Below are 22,248 nucleotides of genomic sequence, written 5' to 3'. Positions count from 1 at the left end.
TACCCTTGGGCGATCGCGGTCTTTTATGCTCCGCGTGCGGCCAGGATATGATCGGCCAGTTCGGAAAAGCCTTTTCCCGAATGGTGGGTTGTTACATAAGCCGGCGGCGAAGCGATGCGGTGGAGCATGTCGCGGACATTGGCGACGCCCACCGATAGGTCGAAGGCCCCGAACATCGGGGCGTCATTGGGCGAGTCGCCGGCGAATATCACGCTCCGGGCACTCTGGGCTTCGTCCAGGCTATATTCATCGGCCAGCATCCGCCGGGTCATCGTCAGCTTGTCATAATCGCCGAACCAGCCATTGACGTGAATGGAGCTCACCTTGGCGGTGGCGCCTGCCTTCTCGAACTGGGCGACGATCCGTTCGACGTCATGCTCGGCGAGCGGCGGCACGTCCTCGCAAAAATCTACCGCGAGGTCGGCCAGCCGATAAGGCTGGTCGCTGGCCAGCGCGCAGCCGGGTATAGCCTCGAGAATCTCGGAGCCCAGCGCATCGAGACGCGCCCGGTTGCGGCGCATCGCGTCGTCATCGGTCCAGAACACTTGCCGCATTTTTTTCCGGGCGCGATCATAGACAAAATAGAAGGCGCCATTTTCCCCGATCACGCCGTCCACCGGCCACATGCGGGCGATATGATCGCACCAGCCGGCGGGACGGCCGGTCACGGGGATGACGATGAAGCCCGCCTGCTTCAGCCGATGCAGGGCCGAATAGGCGTGGGCTTCCAACTGGCCCTCGCTGGTGATGGTGTCGTCGATATCGCTCAAGAGGATACGCACGTCTTGCAGTTTGGCCGGGGTGAGTTCTCGAAGGGATTTCATCATTGATCCTGTCCAGCCGACTGGCGTTCGGCCGACCAGGCAGACAGTGCCGGGTAGAGCGAGAAATAGTCGGCAAAGAGATTGCGATAGATTTGGTGGCGGCCGACATCCGGCTCGATGGTACGGGCGATGCGCACCATGCTGGCGATGCCCGCATCGAGATCGGGGAAGCATCCGGCGCCGCAGGCGGCCAGGATGGCGGCGCCGATGCCGGGGCCATCGGTGACGCTGGGCACATGCAGCGGCAGGCCGGATGTATCGGCGTGAATTTGCAGCCAGAGCGGCGAGCGGGTCGCGCCGCCCACGATGGTCATGTCCCGCACCGGCAGGCCGTGTGCGCGCATGGTTTCGAGCACGGCGACCGTCCCCAGGCATACTGCCTCGATAGCGGCGCGAAACAGGTGCGCCTGCGTATGGGCGAGGGACAAGCCGACGATGGCGCCGCGCGATGTGGCATCGGTGCGGGGAGAGCGGCCGCCCTGGAAATGATCGAGGATCATCAGGCCATCGGAGCCCGGCGGCAGGGTTTCGGCTTCTTCGTTCAGCCGCTGCAGGTCCTCGCTGCGTCCGATCAGCCGCGCCAACCAGGCGATCATGGACCCGGAGGAGGATTGTCCGCCCTCCACGATATGCCGGGCGGGATAGACGCCGTCCGCATAGCTGCCCCATAAGCCGGGAATATTGCGGCGCGTGGCGCTGACGGCCAATTGCAGATGCGAGGAGCCGGAGATCAGGGCCACTTGCCCCGGCTGATGCACTCCGGCGCCGATCATGCCGATAAAGGCATCGGCACCGCCCTGCACGACTTTAACTCCCGCAGGCAGACCCAGATGTGCCGCTGCTTTCGGGGTAAGCGTGCCGACCACCTCGCCCGGTCGCAACACTTCGCTGGGCCATTTTTCGGCCAGATCGTCCAGATCCAGCGCGCTGAGCAGATCGTGCGGCACGCCGCCGATTTCGGTGTCGTAATGCCAGCGGATGGATGCGGTGTTGACGCTGCCGACGAGGCGCCCGGTGAGGCGAAGGACCATCCAGTCCTGATATTCGCAAATGGTAACACTGCGCCGGTAGAGATCGGGCGCATGCTCTTTCAGCCAAAGGACCTTGGGTAGCATCCATTCCGCCGAGACCGGGCCATGCCGGTTGCGCCTGGTTTCCGGCAAGGCGTCCCGGGCATCGCGGACGCGCTCGGCTGCCTCGGCGGCGCGAATATCCATCCACAGCAAGGCCGGCGCCAGCGCTTCGCCTTGTTCATCAAGCATAGCCAGGGTGCAGGACGTCGTCGCCAGGCTCAGCGCCAATACGCTGTCCGGCGGGATCGCGGCGGCGTCGAGCGCCGCATGCATGGCCACACCAAGCGCCGCCCACCAATCGGACGGTGATTGCTCGGCCCAGCCCGGCTGCGGATAGTGGGTGGGATAAGGCGCGGCAGCCGAACCGAGACAGGTTCCGTCCAGGGCGAAAATATGGACGCGGATGGACTCCGTGCCGCCGTCAATGCCGATGACGCAGGACATGTTTCGCTGTCAGACCGCGAACCGGGCGGCTTCGATCTTGTCCACCTTGCGCGCCGAATTGCCACCTTGGAACTGGTTGGCAAGCCAGATGTCGACGAGCATCTTTGCCAGCGACGGACCGGTGATCAGAGCGCCGAGCGTAATGACCTGGGCATTGTTGGAGGCAATGGCTCGCTCGGCGGTATAGGGATCGGTGACGGTGACCGCGCGCACATTGGCGACCTTGTTGGCGGTGATCGCCATGCCGGCCCCCGTCCCGCAGATCAGGATGCCGCGCTCGAATTCGTTGCGGCTGATGCGGCGCGCCAATTCGATGGCGATATCGGGATAATCCACCGGGTCGGTGCTGTCGACGCCGATATCGGTGACGTCCCACCCCTTGCCCTTGAGATGCTCGCGCAACACGGCCTTGAGTTCGACGCCCAGATTGTCGGCGCCGATAATGATCTTGTTCATTCCATCCTCCATGGAAAAATTGGTTTAGGAGCGTGTCCGCCAGTAGCCGCTCGGCGCGAAGCTTGCGGCGACCAGGCGGTCATAGAGTCCCGTGTCGCGCAGCAGGTCGAGCGAGGTGTAGCGGCGGCGGACGAACTGGGCCCGGTGGAAGTCTTTTTCGAGGCTTTCCAGCGACATGTTCATCTGTTCGGGATGCACCGGGGCCCCCGTGGCGCGCAGCTTGGCCGCCATTTCGCCGGGCGGAATGAATTTGGCACGCAGCTCCGGCAGCAGGTCGGGCCAGGCGGCAGCTATTTTCTCGCGCCGCGCCTCCTGCGCCTCCGGTTCGATAAGTTTTGCCTGGCCTTCGAGCCAGGCCGCCTCGCGAACGTGCGGGAGCGGAAAGAGGCCATCGATCCGGTCGCGCAAGGCCTGCTCGCCTGGTTGTGCTTTGCCCAGCGCGGCGCGCGCGGCCTCGGTGACGTCCTCGGCCAGAAGATGCTCATAGAGCGCCAGCATGGCGACACTGGCCAAGCCCACACAGGCACCGTGGGAAGCAGGGTAGCCGTCGACCTTGAGGCCTTCCATTTCCCACAAATGGGCAAATTGATGTTCGCTGCCGCTAGCGGGGCGCGAATCGCCATGGGCCTGAATGGCAAATCCTGATATCAGCAGGCCCGAGATCAGGTCGTGAATGGCGTCGGCTTCGCCACGGGCCACGCCCTCGGGGTTGGACAGCCATTGCGCCAGATTGTCCTGCACCAGAGCGAATGGCACCGGGTTGATCGCATCCTCTCCCAGGGTGTCGGCAATGTGCCAGTCCAGCGCCGCCACCAGCTTGCCCGCCAGATCACCATAGCCCCAGCCCGCCATCTTGGCCGGCGCGGCGGCAATGACGTCGAGATCGGCGACGATGGCCTCGGGGGGCGGACAGGATAGGGTGCGCTTGAAACCACCATCGAGCAGCGAGGCGCCGGAAGCGGAATAGCCGTCCATGGAGGCGGCGGTGGGAACGCAGAGATAGGGCCGCCCGAGAATGCCGCTGGCATATTTGCCCAGATCGTTGAGCACGCCGGAGCCTACGGCAACAATGATGCAATCCTTGTCGCGCAGGGAGTCTGCCAATTGGCGTGCCAGGTCGGCATTGGCCGGCAGCTTGCCTTCGGTCTCGAAAATATAGGGCGCTTCCGTCTCGATTCCCGCCGTATTCAATTCCTGTAAGGCGCGTTCGCCAGCGGCTTTCCAGGTGTTGAGATCGGCGACGACGATCGCCCGCCGTCCGGGAAAACACTCGGCAAACGTCGCCCCAAGCCGCGCCAATCCGCCGCTTTCCACAACCACGGCCTTGGTGAATTTCGCGCCGGAAAGAGCAGATTTGAGCGCTGGTGAAAGGGTCGGCATATGACAAAAATCCTCGTTCATGAGCAGATGTATCACAACTGTCACAAAAGTTTCAAGCGCATGGCTTAGGGTGAAATCGCTGCGCAATTCATGGCGACGCCGGAGACATACGCTTGGCTTATCCGGGCTCAAGACCCTGCGGCGCTTAGAATTTTGCACGCACATACATTTGTATTTTAAGATTGACACATGTCCACGTGCACGACTAGCATTGCCGTCAATGCAGAGAAGGCGGTATGCCTCGTGCAGGCATGGAGGAGATAACATGTCCCAAAAGATCAAAAGTAACGTCGCGCGGTTCGTGCGTAATCTGGCGGTAGGGCTGGGCGTTTCCGCCGTGGCCATGAGTGCGGCTGTGCCCGTGGTGTCGCAGGACCGTGTCCAGATCGAATGGTGGTATGCCAATAGCGGTCGTCTGGAAGAAATTCTTCAGCGGCTGATCACCAGCTTCAATGAATCTCAGGACAAGTATGAGGTCGTGGGTGTCTATAAGGGCAGCTACGAACAGACCATGGCGGCCGTGGTTGCGGCCTATCGCGTCAACCAGCAGCCGACCATCATGCAGGCCGCCGAGCGCGGCTTCCTGACCATGCTCAATTCCGGCGCTATCGTGCCGGTCGACGAATTGATGGAGCAGCAGGGTTACGACATCGACTGGGGCAATTTCCTTGCACCGGTCGCCGGCTTCTACATGGTGGACGGCAAGGCTGCGGCCATGCCGTTCAACAGTTCCTCGCCGATCTTCTGGTACAATGTCGATCACTTCAAGGCTGCCGGGTTCGATGGGCCGGGCGAGACCTGGCAGGAAGTTGAAGCGCAGCTCGTCGCGATCAAGGAACAGGGCGTTTCCGATTGCGCCATGGTTCTGCCCAATGACTTCTTCTGGAGCCTGATCGAGAACTACGCCGCTATCCACGACGAGCCCTTTGGCACCTTGGCCAATGGCTATGGCGGTTTGGGTACCGAGTTCGTCTACAACCAGAGCGAACTGATCGTCGGTCAGGTCGAGCGCCTGAAGCGCCTTCTGGATGCAAATGTGCTCCAGCTCGCCGGCCAGGGCATGTCGCCCGAGCAATTGTTCACGGCCGGCACCTGCTCGACCATTGCAGCCTCCACCGCCGCTCACGCCGGCGTCGAATCCGGTGCGCAATTCGATTGGAGCGCGACCTACCTGCCGCATGAAGAGAGCATCGAGCCCCTCAACAGCACTATCGGCGGAGCGGCTCTCTGGGTTCTGGGTGGTCAGTCCGACGACGAATATGCCGCGGCCGCCGCTTTCCTGGATTACGTGGCTTCCCCGGACGTTCAGGAAGGTTGGGCTGCCGAGACCGGCTATGTGCCGATCACCAATGCGGCCTATGAAAAGGCCAAGGCGGCCGGTTATTTCGATGAGCATCCGACGCGCGAAATCGCCATCCTCCAGCTCAACCGCACCGAGCCGACTGACAATTCCCGCGGTTTCCGCTTCGGCAATCACAACCAGACCACCCAGATCCTCGTGGAAGAGCTTCAGGGCGTCTGGGCCGGCCAGCAATCGCCACAGGAAGCGCTGGACAAGGCTGTTGCCCGCGGCAACGAAGTGCTGCGCCAGTATGAGCAGCTAAATGGCAACTGATCTCCCTGCACAGGTGGAGGGCGCTTCGGCGCCCTCTGCTTCCTCACGGCGGCGTCGCGGCCGGTGGCTCAGCCTGCCGACCTCGGATGCCGGCCTCAAGGCGGCGCATTTCAACAATGGTGGAATCGCGGCGGCGCTCCTGGCGCCGCAATTGCTGGTACTGCTCTTCTTCTTCTTTATTCCGTCCTACAAGGCGCTCTCACTGGCCTTCGTCCAGGTGGATCCGTTTGGCGCGCGCGAGATTTTCGTCGGGCTGGAGAACTTCACCCGGCTTTTCAACAGCGCCGAATACCGGAACAGCGCGTGGATCACCCTCTGGTTCACCCTGTCGCAAAACGTCATCACCATCGGCCTGGCTCTACTTTTTGCTTTCGCGACGGATTACGTGGCGCGCGGCAAGGGCGTCTACAAGCTGGTCATCCTCATTCCCTATGCGATTGCCCCGGTCATTTCGGGCATTCTCTGGGCTTTCCTGTTCAATCCGGCCGTCGGCCCCCTGGCGCAGATGCTGCATTCGCTGGGCATTCCCTGGGACCCCAACCGCCGGCCGTTCGACGCGCAATTGCTGATCGTCATCGCCTCGGTGTGGAAGCATATCTGCTACGACTACATCTTCCTCGTGGCCGCGCTGCTGGCTGTGCCCAATTCGCTGCTCGAAGCCAGCCGGCTGGATGGCGCGGGGCCGGTGCGTCGCTTCTTCACCATTTCCCTGCCGCTGATCGCCCCGACAGCATTCTTCCTGATCGTCATGAACTTCACCTATGGTCTGTTCGAAACCTTCGGCATCGTCGATGCGGTGACCAAGGGCGGTCCGGCCGGTTCCACCAATATCCTGGTCTACAAGGTCTATCAGGACGGCTTCGTGCAGCTCGACCTCGGCTCCTCCGCCGCCCAGTCGGTGATCCTGATGATCGTGGCGATCCTTTTCACCATCCTCCAGTTCCGCGGCATCGAGCGGAAGGTCAATTATCAGGTCTGAGCCATGCAAGAGAACAAACTCGGACTGAGCATCTTCTGCCATGCGGTACTGGTCTTCGCCGCATTGCTGGTTGGCCTGCCGCTCTATTTCGCCTTCGTCGCCGGCTCGCTCTCCTTGCAGGAAGTGCAGCAGGCGCCGTTTCCCTGGCTGCCGGGCGGGCATCTGGTGGCAAACGCCATCGAGGCCTGGGGCACAGGCGGCTTCGGCCGGTCCTTCCTCAATTCGATCATTGTGACGCTCGGTATCGTGGTGGGCAAGCTGGCGATCTCGCTGATCGCCGCCTATGCGGTGACCTATTTCCGCTTCCCCTTCCGCATGACCGCCTTCTGGCTGATTTTCGTGTCGCTGATGCTGCCGGTCGAGGTGCGCATCATCCCCACCTATGAAGCAGTGGCGGACAGCGCCGGCCCCATTCGCTGGCTGTTGTCGACCCTGGGCATTACCGGCCTGCTCGACAGCCTCTTCGGGTTCCGTGTGGAAGCCTATCTGCAATGGAACATGATCAACACCTATGGTGGTCTCATCCTGCCGCTCATCGCCTCGGCGACCGCGACCTTCCTGTTCCGTCAGTTCTTCCTCACCGTGCCGGACGAATTGTGCGAAGCCGCCCGCATCGATGGCGCGGGGCCGATCAAGTTCTTCTGGCAAATCCTGCTGCCGCTCTCCACCGCCAATATCGCGGCCCTGTGCATCATCCAGTTCATTTATGGCTGGAACCAGTATCTGTGGCCGCTGCTGTTCACCACCGACAAGAGCATGTCCACCGCCATTTTGAGCCTGACCAGCCTGGTGCCGCGCAATGACGCGATCCCGGCCTGGAACCTGGCGATGAACGCGGCGCTGTTCGTCATGCTGCCCCCGGCGCTGATCATCCTGATCCTGCAGCGCTGGTTCACCAAAGGATTGGTGGACGCCGGCAAATAGACCGCCGCCACCCGATAGACAGAGGACAAAATGGTATTGATTGTTGGACATCGCGGCGGCCGCAACGAATGGGCGGAAAATTCGCTCCATGGCTTTCGCGAACTGGTCAAGCTCGGCGTCGATGCTGTCGAATTCGACGTGCATCTGACCAAGGCGGGCGAACTGGTGGTCATTCACGACCCCAGCCTCCAGCGCACCGCCGAAAGCGAAGGCCTCGTCGCGGACCTCGCCCTGGGACAGCGCCACGAGGTCATCTTGCGCAACAGCGATGGCCAGACCATCCCCTCGCTCGAAGAGGTGCTGGACGTCTTCAAGGACACCGATATCGAGCTACAGGTCGAGCTCAAGGCCGACCACGAAAGCGTTCCCTATGTGGGTCTCGAAGAGCGGGCCATCGATCTGTTGCGGGCGCGCAAGCTGACCGAACGTTCGGTGCTGACCAGCTTCAACCCCCTGGTGCTCGAAACCTGCCGCCGGCTGGCCCCGGAAATCCGTACGCTGTCGTCCTATGATTCCAACTCGGCCGACCGCATGGGCGGTATTGCCGAAGGCCTCAAGCGGCAGCTCGAAGTCTCCGACATCATCGCCGTTGAAAAGAGCCTGCTGAAGCCGCATTGGGACCTGATCGCCGGGCTCGTGCCGGGCGACCGGCTGGGCGCCTGGGTGCCCAATACCGAAGAAGACATCAAATTCTGGTATTCCAAGCCGATCCGCCAGATCACCACCGATGCCCCGACCCTCGCCAAGAAATTGCGGCAGGGTTGAACCGAGGAGACGAGGCCATGGCCGATCTTGAACTGCGCGGCATCCAAAAAGTCTATGGCGGCGGCTTCACCGCAATTCCCCAGCTCGATCTCGATATCGCCGATGGAGAACTGGTGGTGCTGGTCGGCCCCTCCGGCTGCGGCAAGTCCACGCTGCTGCGCATGATCGCGGGGCTGGAATCCATCACTGCGGGTGAAATCCGCATCGATGGCGCGGTGGTCAACACTGTCGAACCGGCCGAGCGCGACATTGCCATGGTCTTTCAGAACTACGCGCTCTATCCGCATATGAGCGTGCGGCAGAACCTCGAATATGGGCTCAAGAACCGCAAGACGCCCAGGGACGAGATTGCGCGCCGCGTCGACGAGGCGGCCCGCATTCTGGAGATCGAGCCGTTGCTGGACCGTAAACCCCGCCAGCTCTCCGGCGGCCAACGCCAGCGCGTGGCCATGGGCCGCGCCATCGTGCGCCATCCCAAGGTCTTCCTGTTCGACGAGCCGCTGTCCAATCTCGATGCCAAGCTGCGCGGCCAGATGCGCGTCGAAATCCGCCGCCTGCAGCGCCGGCTCGGCACCACCAGCGTCTATGTGACCCATGACCAGCTCGAAGCCATGACTTTGGCCGACAAACTGGTGGTGATGAACAAGGGGCAGATCGAGCAGGTGGGCAAGCCCATGGAACTCTATAGCCGCCCGGCATCGACCTTCGTCGCCAATTTCATCGGCTCCCCACCGATGAACCTGATCCCCCGCGCCGAACTGGACAAGGCCGTCGGCGGCCGGCTGGAGGCGATTCTGGACAAACGGGCCGGCATTGTCGGCATCAGGCCGGATTCCCTGCTGCTCGAACGCCGGGCGGAGAGCGATCTGGTGCTGGACGGTGTAGCCGAATTGGTGGAGCCGGTGGGCGGCGAGTGCCACTTCTATGTGAGCATAGAGGGCGTTCAGCAGACGCTGACTGCGGTGACGCCCATGCGCGACGATCTGCAGGACGGCACGGCGATGAAACTCTACCTGCCGCTCGATCATCTGCATCTCTTCGACGCGCAGACCAGCCTGCGCATCGACTAGCACCCGCTCCGCCAGCGCGGAGCTCAGGACAACCATGATGGTGCCACTTGCTCTCGCGTGGAGGGCAGGGTGGTTCCGTACTGCTCAAATTCGGACCTGACATGACCGGCAAAGACACTTTCGATTGCGATATCCTGATCGTGGGCGGCGGCATCAACGGGGCCGGTATCGCTCGAGATGCAGCGGGTCGCGGCTATTCGGTCATCCTCGCCGAGATGAACGATCTTGCCTCCGGCACGTCATCGGCCTCTACCAAGCTCATCCATGGCGGGCTGCGCTATCTGGAGCATTACGAGTTCCGCCTCGTGCGCGAAGCGCTGATCGAGCGGGAAATCCTCTGGGGCATCGCCCCGCATATCATCCGGCCGCTGCGCTTTGTCCTGCCGCATCACCGCGGTTTGCGGCCGGCTTGGCTGCTGCGGCTGGGCCTGTTTCTCTACGATCATCTGGGTGGTCGCAAAGTGCTGCCGCCGACGCGAACGCTGAACCTGCGTAAGGATCCGGCAGGAGCCCCGCTGCGGGATGAATTCACTCGGGGCTTCGAATATTCCGACGCCTGGGTGCAGGATGCGCGATTGGTCGTCCTCAATGTTCGGGATGCAGCCGATCGCGGTGCGGAAATCCTCACGCGCACCAAAGTCGTGGCGCTTGCGCGTAAAGGCGAAGTGTTCGAGGCCCGTTTGCGCATGACAGAGACCGGCGCGGAACGCCGGGTGAAGGCCCGGATGGTCGTCAATGCCAGCGGTCCCTGGGTGGATTCGGTGATCGGCCTTGCCGCCAACGCGCCCGGCCGGAATGTGCGGCTGGTCCAAGGCAGCCATATCGTGGTGCGCAAGCTCTATGAGCATGACCGCTGTTATATCTTCCAGAACGCCGACAATCGCATCATCTTCGCCATTCCCTATGAGGATCAGTTCACCCTCATCGGCACCACGGATCGCGACTATATCGACGACCCGGCCGAGGTGGCCATCACCGAGGCCGAGACCGAATATCTGCTGCGTTCCGCCAGCAGCTATTTCAAGCGTCCCGTTTCGCGCGACGACCTGGTCTGGGCCTATTCGGGCGTCAGGCCGCTTTTCGATGACGGGGCCAGCCAGGCCCAGCAGGCGACGCGCGACTACGTCCTCAAGCTCGATAAACCGGCGAGCGGCGCCGGAATGGTCAATATTTTCGGCGGCAAGATCACCACCTATCGCCGTCTGGCCGAATCCGTCATGCAAATGGTCGAGCAGCAATTGGGCGCCCGGGGGAAAAGCTGGACCGGCAAAACCGCCCTGCCGGGTGGCGGTTTCGGCATTGCCGGCATGGATGAGCTGGTGGCCGCCTTGCAAAGACGCGCTCCGGCCGTGCCTCATACCCTCCTTTTGCGTCTGGCGCGGGCTTACGGCACCCTGGCCCATGACCTTATCGACACGCGCGGTACCTTGGGCGAACTGATCGGCGCAGGCCTATACAGCCATGAGGTCGATCTGTTGATGGATCGCGAATGGGCCCGGGAGCCCGAAGATATCCTGTGGCGCCGGACCAAGCTCGGCCTGCATCTCACGCCGGCCGAAACCCAAGATCTGGCGGCCTATATGACGGCCAGGCGCCAGGCCATGTCCCCTGCCGCATAGGAAACGGCCATGATCGACCTGGTGATTTTTGACTTCGACGGCGTGGTGGTGGACAGCGAGGTGGCGTCCAACGGCCTCCTGGCCGAAATCGCCACCGAACTCGGCCATCCGATGGACATGTCAGGGGCCGTGCGCTTTTTCGGCGGCAGCACCCTGTTCCAGCAGCTCGAAAAGCTGGCGATGCTGGCTGGGGGTAAATTGCCGGAGGATTTCGGCACTGCCCTGCAGGAGCGCACGATGTCGGCGCTTGCCGCCGTGCAGCCATTGCCTGGCCTCGAACATTTTCTGGATTGGCTTGGCCCGCTTCCAATCTGCATCGGCTCCACCTCCGCCCCCGAGCGGATCGAATTCTGCCTGGACGCCGCGGGGCTTTCCGACCGCTTCTCCGGCAATGTGTTCAGCGTGTCCATGGTCGGGCGCAACAAGCCCGCGCCCGATATTTTCCTGCATGCCGCCGAGCGCATGGGCACCTCCCCCCAACGCTGCCTTGTCATCGAGGACAGCCCGCATGGCGTCGTGGCCGGCCGGGCGGCAGGCATGGGGGTGATTGGGCTCGCGGCCGCCTCCCATCTCGCCGCAGGTCATCCCGAACGCCTGCTCGCCGCCGGCGCCGATCATGTCGCCGAAAGCTATGGCGAGGTGCGGCAGTTGATGCAGCGCCATTTCGGCTTCGCCGCGGCGCGCTGAATCTGCGCTACCAGGAAAAATCCGGGCCGTTCTCGCACGCGCCAGGGCCCGCCGCACCAGGTCGAGTCCGCAAGGGCGCAGTTCGCGCAGGTTTGTCATATCTCAGGCTTGGCCTGACTCGAACCTCTTTTAAGCAGTTCACCCGGAATGAGAGTTGGGCCTGCTTGCGGCTGGGTCTGCTCCTCCCGAGTCAGGAGGCGCTCGACCGCCCAGCGGGCCATTTCCCGATAGGGGTTGCGGATGGTGGTCAGCGGGGGGTGCATATAGCGTGCCAGGTCATGGTCGTCATAACCGACCAGGGCGATATCCTCGCCTACCTTCAGGCCCGCATTCCGCACCGCATCATAAGCACCAAATGCCATGCGATCATTGGCGCACAAAATTGCGGTTGGCGGCCTCGCCAGCGCCAAGAGTTCGCTGGCGCCGCGATAGCCCTCATCGGGGGAACCGTTCAGGTGGCGAACAAGATTGCGGTCAAGCGAGAGCCCGAACTTGGACAGGGCGGCCTTGTAGCCTTCGTTGCGGCGCTGGGCGAAGATATGCCAGCTTTCGTGGTTGAGAAAGCCTATGCGGGTGTGCCCGGCTTCGAACAGATGCAGCATCGAGCTATACGCGGCATCATGAAAATCCGGCATGGTCGCGGGCAGCACGCCATCGCGCTCATAGCAGTTCACCATGACCGTGTTGGTGGAACTCAGCAGTGCCGTCGGCGGCGTGGCCAGGCGAGGAAAGAGCGAGGCATAGATCATTCCGACCGGTGCATGGAGCATTAGCCGCTTGATCGCGATCTCTTCAATCTCCGGCTGTCCTCGCGTTGAGGAGACCAGCAGGTCCGCCTCTCGTTCCCAACAGAGATCGCGTATCTCATCCACCAGCGCCGCCGCCAGCCAGTTGGATGACATTTCGTCGATCACCAGGCCGACCACCGAGTTGCTGCCGATGACATGACGCTTCATCGGCCCGGTTCGATATCCCAGCGCTTCGGCGGATTTCAGCACCTTCTTGCGAGTCGCCGCCGCGATGCGCGAATCAGGAACGGCATTCAGCACCAGGGAGACGGTTGATTGCGACACTCCCGCCAGGGCGGCGACCTCGGCCAAGGTCGCTCTCTTCTTTGTTTCGTTCATTTGCGTTGCCCCCTTTCGATTGCGCGCCTCGACTCCGGTTGCGCATGCAAAAACTTTGCGCTAGTCTGCTAAAAGTTTTAGCACACTATAACGACATTACCACTGTCGCCGGGTGTGGCCAGAGTAGTCAGGAGGTTCCCCCAATGAAGATCGTCGATATCCGCGCGCGGGTCATGCGCAGCTCCGTGCCTGAGTTCCTTATCGGAGGCGGTATCCCCTATAACCTGGATCTGGCATCGACGATTGTAGAGGTGGTAGCTGACAATGGCGTGGTCGGGCGTGGCGAAACCACTCTCGCCCGTGGCCACGACCGCGAGAAGACCATGGCTCAGGCGGTGGTGAACAACTTCAAGCCGCTGCTGATCGGTCAGGATCCCCGCGAGATTTCCAGGATTTGGGAAGAGTTGTGGGTCTATACCAAGACCATCGGGTTTGTCGGCCCGCTCAGCGCCATCGACCAGGCGCTATGGGACCTGAAGGCGCGCACCCTGAACGTCCCTCTTTATGAGCTGATGGGCGGCAGGGTCAGGAACAAGATACGGGCTTATGCCACCAGCGCCATCAAGAAGGCGCCGGAAGAGCATGTGGCGGATATCAAGCGCTATATCGAGCTTGGCATCCAGGGGGTGAAGCTGGGAATTGGCCGCGGTGTGGCCGAAGACAAGCGGCTGATCCGGATGGCCACCGAGGCGGCCGAAGACAAGATCCGGGTCGCGGTCGACGCCAATGCCTTCTACACCAATCACATGGATGCCGAAGAGATCGCGCAGATTTGCGACGAGACGGGCATCTTCTGGCTCGAAGAGCCCGTCCAGCACTCCGATATCGCGGGGCTCGCCTATCTCAACCATAAGTACCGTACGCCCATTTCGGGTTACCAGACCGAAATCAGCGCGGCGCGCATGAAGGACTATCTCCAGCACAACGCGCTGGAAATCTACCAGCCGCGCATCTGCCACAGCGGAGGCATCACGCAGTCGAAGCGGGTCGCTGAGCTTTGCGACGTGTTCAACAAGATGTTTATCCCGCACGCCTTTGGCAGCGGCATGAAAAATGCAGCAACCCTTCACCTGATCGCGTCCACCAACAATGCGGGCTGGATAGAATTCCCCGTGGTCCTCGACGTGGAGGATCCGCGTCAATTCATGACCGGTAACTATCTCTCGAACCTGCAAGACATCTCGATGGACGAGCAGGGCTTCGTCACCGTGCCGTCAGGGCCAGGAAATGGCGTGGAACTCAACCAGGATACGCTCGACCAGTACCAGGTCGCAGCTTTCTAAATCAAACGACTTCATGAGGAGGAAATGCAATGAAGAAGACATTATTGTCCGGGCTCGCACTGGCCTTGGCCATGAGCACCACCGCTTTGGCGCAGGACAGTTTGACGGTCTATTCCAATTGGCCACGCGAGGCGATGGACCAGCTCAAGCAGGCGTTCGAAAGCAAGCACCCCGAGGTGACACTCGAATATTATCGCGCTGCCGGTGCCGAGCTCAGCACGCAGTTCCTGACCGAGCAGCAATTGGGTACAGGTCGAGCGGACTACATCATCTCCGACGTCGATTTCATGGAAATCTTCAAGGAGCGCGGCTACCTGCTCCAATATACTCCCGAAGGGGTCGCCCGGTTCAACCCCGATGCCGTTGATCCCGATGGCTACTGGATCGCCACCGATTTTGCGCCCTATGTCATGGTCTACAATACCCAGACCGTCCCTGCCGAAGAGGCGCCGACGGCATGGAGTGACCTGCTCGATCCAAAATGGGCCGATCGCATGGGCATGGCCGATCCAAGAACCTCGGCCGGCATTCAGGTGCCGATTACTTATTGGACGGTGAATTTGGCGGAGCGGGGCGAACCCTATGGCTGGCCCTTCATCGAGGTTCTCGGTTCCCAGCGGCCGACCCTCGTATCCGGTCACCGCCAGCTTGTGGACCTGGTGGTCACCGGCGAGGTCGCCATTGCAGCCCAGATGCCGCTTTCCTTCATCTCCCCGGCGGTAGAATCTGGCGAGCCGGTGGCGATCGTTTGGCCCGAGGAAGGCAGCCCCACCAGCCCGAACTCGGGTGCCGTTGTTGCCGGGTCGGACGGCGAGGCGCCGGCTATCATGCTGCATGAGTACCTTGCCTCCCAGGAGGGGCAGCAGTTCCTCGCCGACAATTGGGGGGCGGTGCCGTCGCATCTTGACGCCGATTTTGTCACGCCGGACGGCAAGGCGCTCGATGAGCTCAATATTCAGCGCGTCCACATCACTCAGGATATACGCGACAGCAATACCGAGCAGTTCATGAACTTCATGCAGTAGGCATGGCAAATGCAGGCGGTGTGCCACGCGCGCGCCGCCTGCTGCTGGGATGAGAAATGGCTTCTCGCACTTTTGATAAATCCCTGGCGGCGCGCTTGGGAACGGCAGGTTTCGTCATTCTGGTCGGCCTGCTGATCGTGGGTCCGACCGGGCATCTGCTTGCGAACGCGCTATTGGGACGTGGCTCATTCGATCTCGGGCCTGCCATCAGCGTTCTGACCCAGCGCGGCACCGTTCAGGCCATCGTCAACACCATCATCTATGTGGTGGGCGTGAGCGTGCTGAGCGTCCTGATCGGCGTGCCGCTGGCCTTTCTCGCGGAGCGCACGGATATTTCGCCCACAGCGAAGCGGGCCATCAATCTTGCCGTCATAAGCGCCCTGATCACCCCCGCCTTCCTGACGGCGATGGCCTATGTGAATCTCCTGGGTCCGAATGCCGGCGTTATCAATGTCTGGCTGCGGAGCCTTTTGGGACTGTCGATCAATCGCGGCCCCTTCGATGTCTACAATATCCTCGGGGTGCTTCTGCTCGGCGCCCAGCAATCGGTCGCCTTTGTTTTCCTGATTGCGGCCGCTGCCTTTTCCAAGATGAACCCGGAACTGGAGGAGGCAGCGGCCATCTCCGGGGCCAAACGTTGGCGCATCGTTGCGACCGTTACGCTGCCCGTGGTGCGCAATTCCATATTTGCCGGCGCCATCCTGGCTCTCGCCAGTGCTCTGGCGGATTATGGCACTCCGCACATGCTGGGCTTCACCGTCCTCACGCTTCGTATTCGAACCTATATGCTGCAAGCCGATTTTGTCAGCGCCGCGGTCGTGTCGCTGCTTCTGGTGGCCATGTCGCTGGTCGTTCTGGCGCTGTATCGGCGCAGCCTCGGCAAAGGGAGCTTTGCCACCGTCACTGGCAAAAGCTTTCATCCCAGCCCGTTCCGTATCGGTCGGGCGCGGCATGTGTTGACTTTCGTCGCTTACGCCTATGCCTTCCTTTCTGTCGTGTTGCCGGTCCTGGGCCTGCTCAGCACGTCCTTGCTGGAGCGGCTGGGTTTCGGATTTCGGCTGGATAATCTCACGCTGCAGCACTATGCGGACATTATCGGCGGTGATGGCTTCGTGCTGCGCGCCATCTGGAACAGCCTGCAGCTCGCCACCGGTGCCGCCATGATTTGCGCGGTATTGGCGGCTTTTGTCGCTTTCATCACGGTCAGGCAGCGCGGCGGCGCATCGATACTGCTCGATTATATCGTCGTCATACCCTTGGGCATCGCCGGAACCGCGCTTGCCGTGGCGCTGATCATGACGGTGACCAGCTTCCCCCTGCGCGACCTCGCCCTTTACGGTACGCTATGGATTCTGCTGCTGGCCTATGTGATCCGCCAATTGCCGCTGGCAGTGCGCCCTTCTCAGGCAAGCCTGATGCAGGTTTCGCCCGAACTGGAACAGGCGGCGCGCCTCGCGGGCGCCAATTGGGGACAGACCATGTTCACGATTACCGTTCCCTTGATCCGGCCCGGCCTGATCGCAGGGGGGATCATCGTTTTCCTCTCCTGCCTGACCGAGTTGAGCGCGTCGATCATTCTTCGTCATATCGGTACCGACACTATCGCCACCGCAATCATGGATCTTTGGGATGGCGGCGGCGGATACCAGCGTGCCAGCGCGGTCGCCGTGGTGGTGTTTGTTGCCATGGTCGCACTGGTCGCGGCCGCCCAGATCATTACCGGCCGGTCGCTTTATGACGACCGGGACAGCATGTAGGAGAGCCCAGTGGCCGGCGCTATCACCATCAAAAATCTGACCAAGCGCTATGGCAGTTTCGCTGCGGTGGACGATGTCAGCATCACCATTCCCGAGGGCCACTTTGTTTCCCTTCTGGGGCCGAGCGGCTGCGGCAAGACCACCACCTTGCGTATGCTGGCCGGCTTCGTTCCTCCGGACGAAGGCGAAATCGCCGTCGATGGGGCTGTCGTCTCGCGACCCGGCCACGTTCAGGCTGCGGAAGACCGGCAAATGGGCATGGTTTTTCAGTCCTACGCAGTCTGGCCGCATATGACTGTGTTCGACAACGTCGCCTACCCGCTGCGCTTTGGAGAAAAGAAGGTGTCGGACAAGGGCGAATTGCGGCGGCGTGTCGATGGCGCGATCGAGCTTGTCGGGCTTTCCGGACAACAAGCAAAATTCCCCAATGCGTTGAGCGGCGGGCAGCAGCAGCGCGTGGCGTTGGCCCGCGCGCTGATCGCCGAGCCTCGCATCCTGCTGCTGGACGAGCCGCTCAGCAATCTCGACGCCAAGCTTCGGGAAAGCATGCGGTTCGAGTTGCGCAGCCTGCAGCGGCGGCTGGGTATCACCACGGTGTTCGTCACTCATAGCCAGGAGGAAGCCCTGCTACTGTCGGATATGGTAGTGGTCATGCGTTCGGGGAAGGTGATCGAGCAGAACGATCCCGAAACGCTCTACCGCTCACCCCGAACCGACTTCGTTGCCGATTTCATTGGGCTGGCGAATTTTTTCGACGGTCCGATCGTTTCTGAAGCGGGGGGCAGGATAAGCATGCAGACGCCGGCCGGCCTGCTCACCGCGTCCGGAACGGCGGGTGCTTCAGGGGCCAAGCTTATGATCCGGCCCGAAAGCATTACGCTGACCTCTGCCGGCGAAACTCGTCCGGACTTTGAAAATCAGCTGCCCGGCAGGGTGGACGATGTCTTTTTCAACGGCAACATCGTGGAGTACATGGTGAGCGTCGAGGGCTTGCAGGAAAAGAAACTTCGAGTTCAAGGATTTCCGCCGAGGCGCTTTAGCGCTGGCGAGGTGGTCTCCATAGGCTTCAGTGCGGATGACGCCAAAATCCTCGAGGTGGCATAAGCCGCAGCTCATGCCAAACAACCGCCTGCAACGGACAGAGCCTCGCATTCGGGCATGGCTGGGGTCCTGACCCCAGCCATGCGCCCCGCACGGAGCGGGACGCGCATTGCCATTACATTGCGGGGGCAACGAAATTGCCTTCGTCACACAGGGCAATGGTAAGGCTTTCAAGATCGATCCTGGTGCCGTCCTCCATCCAGCCCGAAGCGCCGGCAGGCTGGGAAGATCCGTCCTCTGCCCTGTCCGCCGGCGGGGCCGCCGTCTCGCCGGCCGGTGCTTCCGCTTCAGGGGTCTTTTGGCCGGGATCGGCCGTTCGCAACTCGTCGCATTTGTTCTGAACTTCGGCGACCTGATCTGCTGGCACCGCCTTGCCACTGATCATGTGCCCGTCTTGAGCGAGGGTGGAGCCAGGTAGTGCAATGGCCGTGACGATGGCGGCGGCGCATAGATAGGACTGGATACGCATTGTATTTCTCCTCTAGTCGGCTTCTCGAGGGGGTCTTTCCAGAAAATCCCTCCAGTATTCGGTGAGGGCAGGGGAGGCCCCGACCGTTATCCCAACGGGATGCAGTCTTCCTCGTTCCGTCCCGTGAGATCGGGAACTGCAAGCAGCGGCCCGGAAGCGCGCCTCGCGCACCATATGTTCTCCGACCTTGGTTTTCCCGGGATTGTTGAGGCTGGAGGGACGACGGGCTGCTTCTTGCGGTCAGACGCTCAGGTTCAGGAAGCGAGCCGTGTCGGGGTCTAGAGGGATGCCCTGGGCACTGCGCAGTTCTGCTTGACGCCATTCGCGGTCGCCCGGAGCCATCGGCTGTTCCCCCGGACGGGCGGGCGCGTTGCGCAAACTGTCGACATACCGGCTCATGCCGCTTTCGAAAACCGCACGGCCGGCGAAGTGGTCCGGGCTGATGGCCAGCACGAAATGTCCCATGTTCCGGGGCGTGCCGATGTCCTGGGCCCCCACCATGGGAATAAAATCAGGGTCGAGCGTCGTTCCCATCAGCACGGCGGATAGCAGCGTGGCCACGCCGGCCAATCCAGCGCCCTTATAGCCATATTCGGCGCCACCCAGGGGCAGGACCATTTCAGCCTGATGGGGATCGGTTACCGGAACGCCGGAGCTGTCGGCGGCAACGCCGGTCGGCAGGTCCTTGTCGAGCGATTGGTGAAGGAACACCCGGTTCATGGGTATCGAAGATGTCGCCATGTCGAGCAGCCAGGGTTTTTGCCCTGGTATTGGCGCGGCAAAGGCGAGCGGATTGGTGCCATGAAAGGCTGCGGCGCCGCCAAACAGCGGCACCATGGAATCGGTATTGGTCGTGGCAAAGCCGATAAAGCCTCGCTCTGCACCAGCCAGAGCATAGGCGCCGGCGGCGCCCAGATGGGAAGAGCGCCGCACTCCCACACCGGCAAGGCCCGTTTCCTGCGCCAGCTCGCAGGCCAGTTCCATGGCCCGATAGGCCGCATAATGACCAAGGCCATCGTCTCCATCGACGGTTGCGGAGGAAGGACCTCGCTGATCGATTGTCAATCGAGGATTCTTGTTGAGCCGTCCGCCGACCAGCATCCGGCAATAGTGCTGGGTCAGGCGCACGCCGTGGCTGTCCACGCCGAGACGAGAGGCGTGCATCATGGCGCGGGTCGCCGCCTGCAACGAAGGCTCGCTGGCTCCGACCTTGCGAAAGGCAGCAATGACATGACGCTCCACCTGGTTCTCGGGAACGGCGATGGGCTCGTTGGTCATGCTTGATAAGTTTCCATATCTGAACGGAAAGTGACGGCACCACCGTCATGGCGGCTGCCGCCACTATCTACGTTACTAACGACTTCTCGCCAAACACGACACGGCCGGGTTTCGATTATGGTCATCGCACCCGTGCGCCGAAAAATGATCAGATACTAATCCGGCGACTGGTGGAAAGCATGCTCTGGTCAATTTGATCGATCTGTTCGAGCGCCGGGAGCACGCTATTGAGGTGCTCGATCATCGCCTGCCCAGCCGCGTCGGCATCGCCGAGTTCGATGGCGGCAAGGATTTTGGCATGCTCATCGATCACCTTTGCCATGCGATGCGGCAGCACCAGCGTCAGTCGACGGAAGCGATCGACCTGGGTTTTGACTTGCAATACCAGCTTCCAGATGCCGGGATAGCCGGCGATCTCCGCCAGCTTGGCGTGAAAGAGCTCATCGCCACGGTGAAAAGCGCTGGGACTGTCGGCTTCGGCCGCCTCCCGCTGCTGTTCTATAATCGAGGCCAGCGTAAGCACCTGGCTGCGCGTCGCCAGCGTAGCGGCCATGCTGGCGGTGGTTTTCTCCAACGCTTTGCGGATCACCATGGCTTCGGGCAATTCGTTGTAAGGAATGCGCGCTACAAAAGTGCCCGCCTGGGGAAAGATTTCCACCAGCCCTTCATCGGCCAGGCGCTGCATGGCCTCGCGCGCTGGAGTGCGGCTTACCCCGAAACGACGGGCAAGATTGTTTTCGCTGATCTTGTCACCCGGCCGTATCTGCATGGCAACGATTTCCTCGCGTAATTCTTGGTATACTAGACGCCAAGTTGCGGTGCCTCGATTTGTGTCTCGCGGTGGCGGCAGGGACTTTCGCGCCGTTTGAGCTCGTTTTCCTGTAATTTCAGTCATTTCTAGCGCGTTCTCATGATCCTATCCGGCCATTTTTTGCGCCGTAGGCAAACCATAAGCAGGGGTTCATCTGGCATGCAAGATAAAATTTATGACCGCGAACGTTGACTGGTATACTAATGTGCATTACCCCTGTTTCATAACGAGCCCGATACGGGTCCGGTTCCAAAGGGAGGGATGAATGCTCGCAACCAAATCCAAGCGTTCCAGGTCGAGGCTGGCCTATTTACGCGCCGCCTTGTTCGGCGTGGCTGCGTCGTGTTTCAGCATCACCGGGGCCTCTGCCGGCTCCATTGAATTCTGGACCCTGTTCAGCGGCCCCGACGGGGAAGCCATCGATGCGCTGGTCAAGACATTTAACGCCACCGCTGGCCAGGAAGCCGGCGTCGAGGTCAAACTGCTGATCATCCCGTGGGATGACTTCAACACGAAGCTATCGGTTGCCATGGCCTCGCGCCGGGCGCCGGCCCTGACGGTGGTCAATTCGGATCAGGTTCCGGTCTATGCCAATCAGGGCGCGCTTGATCCTTTCACTGCAGAGGAATTGCAGGAGGCAGGTATCAATCAGGACGACTACGTCCCCAAGGCGTGGGAAGCGGGCAATTTCAACGGCGAGCAATATGGCGTGCCGATCTCGATCTTCCCGCGCTCGATCTATTACAACAAGGATCTGTTCGCCGAGGCCGGACTCGATCCCGATACTCCGCCGACTACCGGCGTCGAACTGATGGAAGACGCTCAGGCGATTGCCGCATTGGGCGAGGACAAGATCGGCTTGTTCTTCAACCTCACCGGCTCCGGCACCTTCCGCAACTTCTATAGCATCTACTGGCAATATGAGGACAGCCTTTACAATGACGACATGACGGGGCTCTCCGAGACATTCGGCGCTACCGCCACTAAGGTATTGACCGAGCTCAAGGGCTTCATCGACGCTGGCGTTACCCCTGCCAAGGACATTGGGCCGGATGCCACGAAATTGTTCGCACAGAACAAGATCGGCGTCATGGTTGCTCAGATCACGGACTTGCCTGTATTCCAGGCCGCAAGCCGCGACCTCGGGCTCAATTACGGCATTGCCGGTTTCCCCACTTTCGGCGATGAGCCGGCGGTGTTCGCCATGGCCCACGAGTTCCTGATCCCGCGTGGAACCTCGCCTGAGGCTCGCTCCGACGCGCTGACCTTCATCAAGTGGATCGGTGAACACGGCGTCGAATGGGCCAAGACCGGCAAGGTCTCGCCACAATATTCGGTGATTGAGAGCGATGAATATAAGGCGCTGCCCGAGCAGATGACCGTCACGGCGTCGATCGAAACCGCGCATTTCCCTGCGGCTCTGGTTAATCAGCCGGCGGTCGACCGGGTGGTGCAGCAGGTGCTCGAAGAGTTCTATGGCGGACGCCTTTCCATCGAGGAGGCCGTCGCCAGGCTCGAGACGTCGATTCCACCCGTTCTTTCCAAGTAACCCGGCGCCGGC

The 22,248-nt window shown here is 61.5% G+C and carries 20 protein-coding genes; 12 read left to right on the top strand and 8 right to left on the bottom strand.

All coding sequences use genetic code 11. The features are described from left to right. Nucleotides 1-23 precede the first annotated feature (23 nt). Genes ACFOOL_RS03965 through ACFOOL_RS03950 form a run of 4 tightly spaced genes read right to left on the bottom strand, consistent with a single transcriptional unit; the run spans nt 24 to nt 4,366 of the window. Complete coding sequence (locus ACFOOL_RS03965) at nt 24-824, bottom strand: HAD family hydrolase (protein ID WP_380095056.1); 801 nt, start codon at nt 822-824, stop codon at nt 24-26. Continuing rightward, complete coding sequence (locus ACFOOL_RS03960) at nt 824-2,341, bottom strand: FGGY-family carbohydrate kinase (protein ID WP_380095055.1); 1,518 nt, start codon at nt 2,339-2,341, stop codon at nt 824-826. The genes ACFOOL_RS03965 and ACFOOL_RS03960 overlap by 1 nt, the downstream gene beginning before the upstream one ends. Before the next feature lie 9 nt (nt 2,342-2,350). Continuing rightward, on the bottom strand, nt 2,351-2,797 hold the full coding sequence (locus ACFOOL_RS03955; protein WP_380095053.1) for an RpiB/LacA/LacB family sugar-phosphate isomerase: 447 nt from the start codon (nt 2,795-2,797) through the stop codon (nt 2,351-2,353). Nucleotides 2,798-2,821: 24 nt separating this feature from the next. Then, nucleotides 2,822-4,366 carry a sn-glycerol-1-phosphate dehydrogenase gene (locus ACFOOL_RS03950; protein ID WP_380095051.1) on the bottom strand — a complete coding sequence of 515 codons (1,545 nt, stop codon included), beginning with the start codon at nt 4,364-4,366 and terminating at the stop codon, nt 2,822-2,824. Nucleotides 4,367-4,520: 154 nt separating this feature from the next. Between ACFOOL_RS03950 and ACFOOL_RS03945 the strand changes: the two genes are divergently transcribed. The 7 genes from ACFOOL_RS03945 (at nt 4,521) to ACFOOL_RS03915 (ending at nt 11,836) form a co-directional block, all read left to right on the top strand. Then, nucleotides 4,521-5,792, top strand: a complete 1,272-nt coding sequence (locus tag ACFOOL_RS03945; protein WP_380095913.1) for an extracellular solute-binding protein — start codon at nt 4,521-4,523, stop codon at nt 5,790-5,792. Then, nucleotides 5,782-6,771, top strand: coding sequence for an ABC transporter permease subunit (locus ACFOOL_RS03940; RefSeq protein WP_380095049.1), 990 nt, complete (start codon nt 5,782-5,784; stop codon nt 6,769-6,771). Before ACFOOL_RS03945 ends, ACFOOL_RS03940 begins: the two co-directional genes overlap by 11 nt. A gap of 3 nt (nt 6,772-6,774) precedes the next feature. Further along, the gene (locus tag ACFOOL_RS03935; protein WP_380095047.1) at nt 6,775-7,695 is read left to right on the top strand and encodes an ABC transporter permease subunit; all 921 of its coding nucleotides are present in this window, start codon (nt 6,775-6,777) and stop codon (nt 7,693-7,695) included. Nucleotides 7,696-7,725: 30 nt separating this feature from the next. Then, entirely contained in the window at nt 7,726-8,460 is a 735-nt protein-coding gene (locus tag ACFOOL_RS03930; RefSeq protein ID WP_380095046.1) for a glycerophosphodiester phosphodiesterase family protein, read from the top strand. Between the two features lie 17 nt (nt 8,461-8,477). Then, nucleotides 8,478-9,530 (top strand): sn-glycerol-3-phosphate ABC transporter ATP-binding protein UgpC, encoded by a 1,053-nt coding sequence (gene ugpC / locus ACFOOL_RS03925; RefSeq protein WP_380095044.1) that lies wholly within the window; start codon nt 8,478-8,480, stop codon nt 9,528-9,530. 101 nt (nt 9,531-9,631) lie between these two features. Next, nucleotides 9,632-11,149: a glycerol-3-phosphate dehydrogenase gene (glpD, locus tag ACFOOL_RS03920; RefSeq protein ID WP_380095041.1), complete on the top strand. Its 1,518-nt coding sequence runs from the start codon at nt 9,632-9,634 to the stop codon at nt 11,147-11,149. Nucleotides 11,150-11,158: 9 nt separating this feature from the next. Then, complete coding sequence (locus tag ACFOOL_RS03915) at nt 11,159-11,836, top strand: HAD family hydrolase (protein WP_380095039.1); 678 nt, start codon at nt 11,159-11,161, stop codon at nt 11,834-11,836. A 95-nt stretch (nt 11,837-11,931) separates the two neighbouring features. Here ACFOOL_RS03915 and ACFOOL_RS03910 read toward each other — a convergent pair whose 3' ends face one another. Continuing rightward, complete coding sequence (locus ACFOOL_RS03910; protein WP_380095038.1) at nt 11,932-12,963, bottom strand: LacI family DNA-binding transcriptional regulator; 1,032 nt, start codon at nt 12,961-12,963, stop codon at nt 11,932-11,934. Nucleotides 12,964-13,106: 143 nt separating this feature from the next. On the opposite strand from ACFOOL_RS03910, the gene ACFOOL_RS03905 reads away from it, so the two are divergent. From ACFOOL_RS03905 to ACFOOL_RS03890, 4 genes are read left to right on the top strand one after another with little or no spacing between them, the layout of a single operon-like run. Further along, a complete protein-coding gene (locus ACFOOL_RS03905; protein WP_380095035.1) occupies nt 13,107-14,246 on the top strand; it encodes a mandelate racemase/muconate lactonizing enzyme family protein in 1,140 nt (379 codons plus the stop codon). 29 nt (nt 14,247-14,275) lie between these two features. Then, nucleotides 14,276-15,271, top strand: a complete 996-nt coding sequence (locus ACFOOL_RS03900; RefSeq protein WP_380095033.1) for an ABC transporter substrate-binding protein — start codon at nt 14,276-14,278, stop codon at nt 15,269-15,271. A 56-nt stretch (nt 15,272-15,327) separates the two neighbouring features. Next, on the top strand, nt 15,328-17,028 hold the full coding sequence (locus tag ACFOOL_RS03895; RefSeq protein ID WP_380095031.1) for an ABC transporter permease: 1,701 nt from the start codon (nt 15,328-15,330) through the stop codon (nt 17,026-17,028). 9 nt (nt 17,029-17,037) lie between these two features. Beyond that, on the top strand, nt 17,038-18,132 hold the full coding sequence (locus ACFOOL_RS03890; RefSeq protein WP_380095028.1) for an ABC transporter ATP-binding protein: 1,095 nt from the start codon (nt 17,038-17,040) through the stop codon (nt 18,130-18,132). Between the two features lie 112 nt (nt 18,133-18,244). Here the strand turns inward: ACFOOL_RS03890 and ACFOOL_RS03885 are convergent, their stop codons facing one another. The 3 genes from ACFOOL_RS03885 to ACFOOL_RS03875 form a co-directional block, all read right to left on the bottom strand. Further along, entirely contained in the window at nt 18,245-18,598 is a 354-nt protein-coding gene (locus ACFOOL_RS03885) for a hypothetical protein (protein WP_380095026.1), read from the bottom strand. 240 nt (nt 18,599-18,838) lie between these two features. Further along, entirely contained in the window at nt 18,839-19,876 is a 1,038-nt protein-coding gene (locus ACFOOL_RS03880; protein WP_380095024.1) for an Ldh family oxidoreductase, read from the bottom strand. A 148-nt stretch (nt 19,877-20,024) separates the two neighbouring features. Then, the gene (locus tag ACFOOL_RS03875) at nt 20,025-20,771 is read right to left on the bottom strand and encodes a GntR family transcriptional regulator (RefSeq protein WP_380095023.1); all 747 of its coding nucleotides are present in this window, start codon (nt 20,769-20,771) and stop codon (nt 20,025-20,027) included. A gap of 181 nt (nt 20,772-20,952) precedes the next feature. Between ACFOOL_RS03875 and ACFOOL_RS03870 the strand changes: the two genes are divergently transcribed. Continuing rightward, nucleotides 20,953-22,236, top strand: a complete 1,284-nt coding sequence (locus tag ACFOOL_RS03870; protein WP_380095021.1) for an extracellular solute-binding protein — start codon at nt 20,953-20,955, stop codon at nt 22,234-22,236. Nucleotides 22,237-22,248: the final 12 nt, after the last annotated feature.

Origin of the sequence: Devosia honganensis, assembly GCF_042648785.1 — a bacterium.
GTDB classification, from domain to species: domain Bacteria; phylum Pseudomonadota; class Alphaproteobacteria; order Rhizobiales; family Devosiaceae; genus Devosia; species Devosia honganensis.
This window is presented reverse-complemented; position numbering and strand designations above follow the sequence as displayed.

Bases quoted from the DNA above. Each gene is read 5' to 3' on its own strand.
- ACFOOL_RS03965 (WP_380095056.1), bottom strand. From the start codon at position 824: ATGAAATCCCTTCGAGAACTCACCCCGGCCAAACTGCAAGACGTGCGT.
- ACFOOL_RS03960 (WP_380095055.1), bottom strand. From the start codon at position 2,341: ATGTCCTGCGTCATCGGCATTGACGGCGGCACGGAGTCCATCCGCGTC.
- ACFOOL_RS03955 (WP_380095053.1), bottom strand. From the start codon at position 2,797: ATGAACAAGATCATTATCGGCGCCGACAATCTGGGCGTCGAACTCAAG.
- ACFOOL_RS03945 (WP_380095913.1), top strand. From the start codon at position 4,521: ATGAGTGCGGCTGTGCCCGTGGTGTCGCAGGACCGTGTCCAGATCGAA.
- ACFOOL_RS03940 (WP_380095049.1), top strand. From the start codon at position 5,782: ATGGCAACTGATCTCCCTGCACAGGTGGAGGGCGCTTCGGCGCCCTCT.
- ACFOOL_RS03935 (WP_380095047.1), top strand. From the start codon at position 6,775: ATGCAAGAGAACAAACTCGGACTGAGCATCTTCTGCCATGCGGTACTG.
- ACFOOL_RS03930 (WP_380095046.1), top strand. From the start codon at position 7,726: ATGGTATTGATTGTTGGACATCGCGGCGGCCGCAACGAATGGGCGGAA.
- ugpC (WP_380095044.1), top strand. From the start codon at position 8,478: ATGGCCGATCTTGAACTGCGCGGCATCCAAAAAGTCTATGGCGGCGGC.
- glpD (WP_380095041.1), top strand. From the start codon at position 9,632: ATGACCGGCAAAGACACTTTCGATTGCGATATCCTGATCGTGGGCGGC.
- ACFOOL_RS03915 (WP_380095039.1), top strand. From the start codon at position 11,159: ATGATCGACCTGGTGATTTTTGACTTCGACGGCGTGGTGGTGGACAGC.
- ACFOOL_RS03910 (WP_380095038.1), bottom strand. From the start codon at position 12,963: ATGAACGAAACAAAGAAGAGAGCGACCTTGGCCGAGGTCGCCGCCCTG.
- ACFOOL_RS03905 (WP_380095035.1), top strand. From the start codon at position 13,107: ATGAAGATCGTCGATATCCGCGCGCGGGTCATGCGCAGCTCCGTGCCT.
- ACFOOL_RS03900 (WP_380095033.1), top strand. From the start codon at position 14,276: ATGAAGAAGACATTATTGTCCGGGCTCGCACTGGCCTTGGCCATGAGC.
- ACFOOL_RS03895 (WP_380095031.1), top strand. From the start codon at position 15,328: ATGGCTTCTCGCACTTTTGATAAATCCCTGGCGGCGCGCTTGGGAACG.
- ACFOOL_RS03885 (WP_380095026.1), bottom strand. From the start codon at position 18,598: ATGCGTATCCAGTCCTATCTATGCGCCGCCGCCATCGTCACGGCCATT.
- ACFOOL_RS03880 (WP_380095024.1), bottom strand. From the start codon at position 19,876: ATGACCAACGAGCCCATCGCCGTTCCCGAGAACCAGGTGGAGCGTCAT.
- ACFOOL_RS03875 (WP_380095023.1), bottom strand. From the start codon at position 20,771: ATGACTGAAATTACAGGAAAACGAGCTCAAACGGCGCGAAAGTCCCTG.
- ACFOOL_RS03870 (WP_380095021.1), top strand. From the start codon at position 20,953: ATGCTCGCAACCAAATCCAAGCGTTCCAGGTCGAGGCTGGCCTATTTA.